Source organism: Ferruginibacter sp., assembly GCF_031430955.1.
In the GTDB taxonomy this organism is placed as follows: Bacteria; Bacteroidota; Bacteroidia; order Chitinophagales; family Chitinophagaceae; genus Ferruginibacter.
Genome location: NZ_JANPCM010000307.1, coordinates 1 through 6,580 on the forward strand (window position 1 = coordinate 1; position 6,580 = coordinate 6,580).

Annotated in this window: 5 protein-coding genes; 1 reads left to right on the forward strand and 4 read right to left on the reverse strand. The window is 34.2% G+C overall.

The features are described from left to right. A partial coding sequence (locus ACY65O_RS08635) for an SLC13 family permease (RefSeq protein ID WP_462220452.1) occupies positions 1-605 on the forward strand: 605 nt, incomplete at its 5' end. Between the two features lie 3 nt (positions 606-608). On the opposite strand, the gene ACY65O_RS08640 is transcribed toward ACY65O_RS08635, so the two are convergent. The 4 genes from ACY65O_RS08640 to ACY65O_RS08655 all read right to left on the reverse strand — a co-directional run bounded on the left by ACY65O_RS08640 (position 609) and on the right by ACY65O_RS08655 (position 6,064). Continuing rightward, complete coding sequence (locus ACY65O_RS08640) at positions 609-2,534, reverse strand: DUF3857 domain-containing protein (protein WP_462220453.1); 1,926 nt, start codon at positions 2,532-2,534, stop codon at positions 609-611. Between the two features lie 30 nt (positions 2,535-2,564). After that, the gene (locus ACY65O_RS08645) at positions 2,565-2,954 is read right to left on the reverse strand and encodes a hypothetical protein (protein WP_462220454.1); all 390 of its coding nucleotides are present in this window, start codon (positions 2,952-2,954) and stop codon (positions 2,565-2,567) included. A gap of 153 nt (positions 2,955-3,107) precedes the next feature. Continuing rightward, complete coding sequence (locus ACY65O_RS08650) at positions 3,108-4,505, reverse strand: NADH-quinone oxidoreductase subunit N (RefSeq protein ID WP_462220455.1); 1,398 nt, start codon at positions 4,503-4,505, stop codon at positions 3,108-3,110. A gap of 77 nt (positions 4,506-4,582) precedes the next feature. Further along, positions 4,583-6,064: a complex I subunit 4 family protein gene (locus tag ACY65O_RS08655; protein WP_462220456.1), complete on the reverse strand. Its 1,482-nt coding sequence runs from the start codon at positions 6,062-6,064 to the stop codon at positions 4,583-4,585. Positions 6,065-6,580 lie beyond the last annotated feature (516 nt).

The window sequence follows — 6,580 nt, forward strand, 5'->3', positions numbered from 1 at the left end:
TTTTGATCAGCGGTATTGGATTTTTACTTTTTGTGCCCCTGTTTAAATCGCTTACACACTTGCCCCCTTTTATGGGTATGCTGCTGGCGTTGGGTTTAATGTGGGTCATCACTACCATTATTCATAAAGATAAAAAAGCCAATTATGCAGAGCAATATACTGTTGCCCGTGCATTACAAAAGATTGATACCCCCAGTATTTTATTTTTTCTCGGCATATTATTAGCAGTTGCTGCACTACAATCAACCGGCTTACTTAAAAATCTTGCCGACACTTTAACCATTGTTTTTAAAAACGATTATTTGATAGGCATATTTTTAGGGTTGCTTTCTGCTGTGGTGGATAATGTGCCGCTGGTTGCTGCCGCTCAAGGCATGTATGATTTAAATACTTATCCCACCGATCATCCGTTTTGGGAATTTTTAGCACTCACCACCGGCAGCGGCGGCAGTGCCATCATAATTGGTTCGGCAGCAGGTGTTGCTGTAATGGGTATTGAGCAAATTGATTTTATATGGTACCTTAAAAAAATAAGCTGGATCGCTTTGGTGGCTTTTGCTGTGGGTATTGGAGTATTTTTATTGCAGCAGTATTTATTGAGGTGAATTTTATTTTTTCTTTAAAACTATTTGTTCTTTTAAAAAATTAAATAGTTTCTTATATGCCTCTTTAAGTGTTGGGTAAAATCCAGATTCGTAATAACTTTTAGTAAATTCAAATTTTAAATTGCAATAGATAGTATTATTATTTTTATTAAATGTGATTTGACGTGAAAATACAATATCCTTAGAGGGAGTTTCAATGGTGACAGATTCAGGCATTTCGTCAACTGAATAATTGGAAGGGATTTCAATAACCGAATTAAGATTTATGGTTCTTCTGTAACCAAAATTTATATTTGAAAACCGGTTGTCGCTCAGGAATGGGTTTTTGTCAAATTCACAGAAAAGGTTTAAGGGAATAAATTTATAATCCCCACTGCCCGTTAAATTACTTTTGAATTCAATTTTTTGATCTAATGGCAAGGAATCTTTTTCAAGATTGATAATTTCATATTTGTCCAGAATTAATGGGATGCCTTCTCTCTTAGAATAAAATTCTTTTAATTTTTCTTTATCTTTTTGATACTCCTCTTTCTTTTTAATTCTTGCATAATCTTTGCTTCTTATTAAGGCCTGTCCGTTTACATTTCCTTCCTCAGATATTTTCATGTCTACATAAATGCCTTCTTTGTATTGCAAAGAATCGTTTTGTATATTTAGAAGTTGCCCGGATTTTAGATTAATAATAAAAGCTTTTGTATTTAAAACGTTTTTTGGAGTGATGTAAGCTGGAGTATATTTATCAGTGGCATCCAAAAAATATTTTTTATTACCAATAACAACACATGCAAATACTGAATTAAACTGGTCAACAAAAGGATACGTGGTATCTACATTTCCGTGAAATCTTTCACTTACAAGTACAGGATACACTTCCAGTTCTGCCTTTTTTAGCAAACTTACAAGTGTTAAATTTATGTCGCCACTACTTCCGGTATGCTCCTTCCATGCATCATTTAAGTCGCTTAATGCAACTACACTTTTATAATTATTCCAAACCATATTATCCCTTACATAATTATAAATAATGTTCATTTTTTCTTCAGGAGATTGTAATAGTTTAGTTTGACGTATAAAATCATCAGCATCAGGAATTTTACTTTCTAACTGTTTGCCAAAACTTTCAAGGTAATGCAGTGTATAGTTCACTTCATGCCATGATGAAAGTACCGGGGTCATTTTGTTTGAACCCCATCTTGAATTAACGCCACTGATCTGAAAATTCACTTTTTGTGTATAATCATTCTTAGAATCCATATACGGTTCATCCGATAAAGCAGGAATATTTTTCATTTCAAAAAATATCCTTCCAGGTTCAGGTAAAACAGTCGCCTCTGCATCGGGCCTTTTAATAATTTTGTAAGCAAATTGTTTGTCCGGTATAATTTTAAGATGATACCTGCTTATCAATACTGGAATGTCTTTCTGAAAATACCAGTCTCTCAGGCCCCAGTAATTTCTCATAATACTGCGGTACTGATATTCTATAATGCTTCCTGTTTTAACAGAAGGAAATACAAAATTTATCTCACCTTTCTCTTCATTTATTTTTGTAGTATAAATTAATTTCCTTTCAACTTTTTGTTTTGAAATCTTTCCGTCATCGGAAATATTCATTGTCATTGCTTCTAAATCGATGATTCTTTCAAAATTATTACTTCTGTAATAAGGAATTGTAATATTTGCTGCAGTAACTCCGGACGGCTTTAAAATTTTTATTCGAATATGATGAGTGGTTATCAATTGAAGATAATCCTCAGAGTATGAAAAAGCTTCATGAATCAAAACAACTGATGCAGCATCTTTTTCAAATACACATTCTTTTAATTCTATTTCTTCTTTTGCTGGCTTTCCAAAATCGGGAAAATCCTGGGCATAAGAAATTGCCGAACTTAAAAAAGTAAAGGTTAATAACGAGAGGATTTTTTTCATTTGGGTCTTATATGGACTTAAATATTATTTCTAACTTTCAAAATACGGCACTTCATCATTACTCACCTTTTCTTGTTGCTGCCAGTAGGCTAACGTAACCACATGGCCGCTTTTAGTTTTCAGCAACCTTCCAAAAATAGCATTGATAGCATTGAAGGTATAATCAGTTACACCAACTGTAAATGTTTCAGGCGTTGCTAAACTTTTGGAAGGTTCCAAACCCTCCAAAAGTTCTGCAGCAGGTGCAGCAACTTTAAGAGGCGGAGAGGGCACCACAACAACCGTCAAACCATTTTGCTCCAGCAGGTCTTTTAAAAATTGTACTCTCTCCGGCACAACATTTTTTTCTACGATGCCGCATTTAACCCCGTCTAATTCTTCAAACTCATGATTTTTATTTATTGCCATAATTGCCCTCATCCCCTGAAGGGGAATTATTTAAAGTTAATAATTGTAACCCCCATCCCCTGAAGGGGAGTTATTTAGCGTTTATATTTTTATCAAATATCTTCTATTATAGTTATTTTAATTTTCTAATTATGTTCGAATAACTCCCCTTCAGGGCATGGGGGCTCAACTTAGCGAAATAATATAATCATACACCCAACTCAATAATCCAACAACAATAATTCCTCCTCCACAAATTATTAATCCAAATTTTACCGATGGTTGCAAATCTATTTTTTCAACAGGCATTTCATTCTTATCCATAAATACAGAGCGTATAACTCTTAAATAATAATACAAAGAAACGATCATGTTTAATGCTGCAATAATAATAAATGCATAATTGGCTTTAGCTGCACCTGAAGTTAATAGAAATAATTTACCAAAAAAACCTGCCGTAGGTGGAATACCAGCCAAAGAAAATAATGCCAGTGCCAGCACCCAGCTTAAAAATTTATTATTTTGATAAAAGCCTTTATAATCTGCTATATTTTCTTTTCCCGTTTGCGCTGCTATGATTGCAGCTACACCAAATGCCGCCAGGTTACTAAATACATAAATTAAAATAAAATAAATAACTGATGAATTTCCCTCATTGGAATTACTGCTTATGCCCACCAAAATAAAACCCACCTGAGCAATAGAAGAAAAAGCTAAAAAGCGTTTGATGTTTTGCTGGCGAAGGGCAAAAAGATTTCCAACTACCATAGTGATAATGGATAATAACATTATCATATTATACCAAACCGCCTCCATGGGTTGAAAAACTTTGTACAATGTTGCAATAAAAACAAAGGCAATAGCGCCTTTTGAAATTACCGAAAGAAATGCAGTAACGGCAAATGGCGAACCTTCATATACATCAGCTGTCCATAAATGAAAAGGTACAATAGATAATTTAAAAGCAAAGGCACTTATTAAAAAAACAAACGCCATTAATTGTAATGAACTTCCGGTAAGTAATGCAGGTAATTCTGTAAAACTTATAGTGCCCGTTGCGCCATACACTAATGAAATACCAAACAATAAAATGCCAGATGAAAATGCCGAAGACAAGATCATCTTCATCGCTGCTTCTGAAGAGGTCTTTTTTTGCAGATCGAAATTGGCTAATGCTGCAACAGGTATGGTCGCCAATTCTAATGATAAATAAAACATTAAAAAATTACCGCTTGATAAAAGGAAAAACATACCTAATAAAGCAGAGAGCATCAGCATAAAAAATTCAGCTAAGTTGTCTGTCTTTTTAAACCAGTCTGTAAATAATAACGCAATTAAATATACCCCTAAATTCAATATACTTTTTTCAAAAGCAATCAAGGGGTTAGTTTGATACATATTATCAAACAGGCTGCCATCAGCATTCATAAAAAATCCCAAAATAAAATTCAGTAATAATAGCAGCTGTATTATTGATAACAGGGTTTCATTTTTGATACCCCTGCTCAATTTAACAAAAAGTAAAAAGAATATGATGCCGGTAAGTACCAGTTCACTTTTCATTATGGTAATAAATTCACTCATTTGTTATTTTTGTAACCCTGTAATGTTTTTAATTTTATAAACCTATAAGGTTTTAAAAACCTGGTTTGTTTAAGCTTTTATTTTACTGCCTGTATCTTTTGCATAATTATTGCTGCTGCCGGTTTTATCAAATCGTTCAGCCAAAATGGTGCAATACCAATAGCTAAAATTCCTGCAATTAAAATTATGGCTGCTAATTTTTCGTTCCATGCAGCATCAGTTAAATTACTAAAGCTTTCTTTCATCGGCCCCATAGCCGTTTTTCCTACTGCTCTTAAAATATACACCGCAGTTACTACAATACTAAGGCAGGCTGCAATAGTTGCAATGCGATGAAAATTATCTGCATGTTCCCACGAGCCAACAAAAATGGTCATCTCTGCAACAAAACCACTAAGCCCTGGCAAACCCAAAGAACACAATCCCACAATAAATAAAACAGTTGAAATAAAAGGCATGGTTTTTAAAAGTCCGCCCATTTCATTTATTTGCCTGGTGTGTGTACGTTCATAAATCATTCCTATTACTGCAAAAAATAAAGCCGTCATCAAACCATGACTCACCATTTGCATTACCGAACCGGTGATGGCAGTTTTAGTCAACATCCCAATTCCCAGCAAAACAAAACCACAATGGCTTATGGAAGAATATGCATTGATGTACTTAAGATCCTGCTGCATCATTGTCGCAAAAGCACCATATAAAATTGCAATAGATGCTAATACAATAATAATGTTAGCATATTCTTTTGCACCTTCGGGCATAATGTAAGTGGCTACACGTAAACAACCATAGCCCCCCAACTTCATAGAAATACCTGCAAGAAACATTGATCCGGCTGTAGGAGCGGAGGAGTGACCGTCTGGCACCCAGGTATGAAAAGGGAATAATGCAGTAAATACACCAAAGCCAACAAACAATAATGGAAAACAGATCAATTGGGTTTGTACAGGGATATTTGTTACAGCCAATTGTAATAAATCAAAAGTTTTGCCGGCACCACCAAAATACATTCCTAACAAACCCACTAATACCAATGCAGAACCAAACATTAACAGCAAAGCCAGTTTATTGGCACTGTATTCTTTTTTGCCGCTTCCCCAAATGCCAATTAATAAATATTTTGGTATTACAGCAATTTCTAAAAAGAAAAACAGGATAAATAAATCTAAAGAAATAAAAAATCCATACGCTCCAAAACTTAATAAGAGTAACAGAAAATAAAATTCCTTCGTCATCTTTTCCACACTCCACGAGACTAAAACGCCGGCAATTACAACGAAAGCGGTTAATAAGATCATAGCTACAGCAATACCATCCACACCAAAATGCAAACTGATATTCCAACTGGGAAACCAGTTGTGTTGCTGCTCAAAAATAAAGTTGGTTTGCTGTCCATTATTTCTTGCGGTATTGTAAGCAGCAAACAGCCCAACAGATAATGCTAACTGAACACCTGCACCAATAAAAGCAGTCCACCTTATTTGTTGCTTATTTTTTAAAAATAAAACAACTAATGCTGTGAGTAAAGGAACCGCTAATAATAATAATAAATTCATGCTGGGGTATGCTTAATATTTTGGCTTTTTCAAATTTTAATATTCTTGCAAAACTCTCCAAGAGTTTGCTTGTGATACTTTCAAGTGTTTAATAATCTAAACTCTTGGAGAGTTAATCAAAGAGTCTGCTTGTAATACTTTCAAGTGTTTAATAATCTAAACTCCTACAGCGTTAATCAAAGAGTTTTATCTTATTAATTTTTTTATTGCCCCGTGCCTTTAGGCCGGGGGTAAAATCAAACATTTTAAGGCTTTAGCCGAACTGTTTTAAATTCGATACACTTTGGCTAAAGCCGAAAATAAAAAGCATTATCCGGGCTGAAGCCCGGGGCAATTCATTTTAAAAACAAATAATTAATTCTAACCTCATAATATTATCTCCACAAATAAATAAACAATACTGCCAATCCAATTACACTTGCCAAAAAATAAATACCATATTGCTGTACTTTACCCGACTGCATGCCTTTTATTTTTTCTGAAATTAATTGAGTTGTATTGCCTGTTGCATTCATT

Bases quoted from the DNA above. Each gene is read 5' to 3' on its own strand.
- ACY65O_RS08640 (WP_462220453.1), bottom strand. From the start codon at position 2,534: ATGAAAAAAATCCTCTCGTTATTAACCTTTACTTTTTTAAGTTCGGCA.
- ACY65O_RS08645 (WP_462220454.1), bottom strand. From the start codon at position 2,954: ATGAGGGCAATTATGGCAATAAATAAAAATCATGAGTTTGAAGAATTA.
- ACY65O_RS08650 (WP_462220455.1), bottom strand. From the start codon at position 4,505: ATGAGTGAATTTATTACCATAATGAAAAGTGAACTGGTACTTACCGGC.
- ACY65O_RS08655 (WP_462220456.1), bottom strand. From the start codon at position 6,064: ATGAATTTATTATTATTATTAGCGGTTCCTTTACTCACAGCATTAGTT.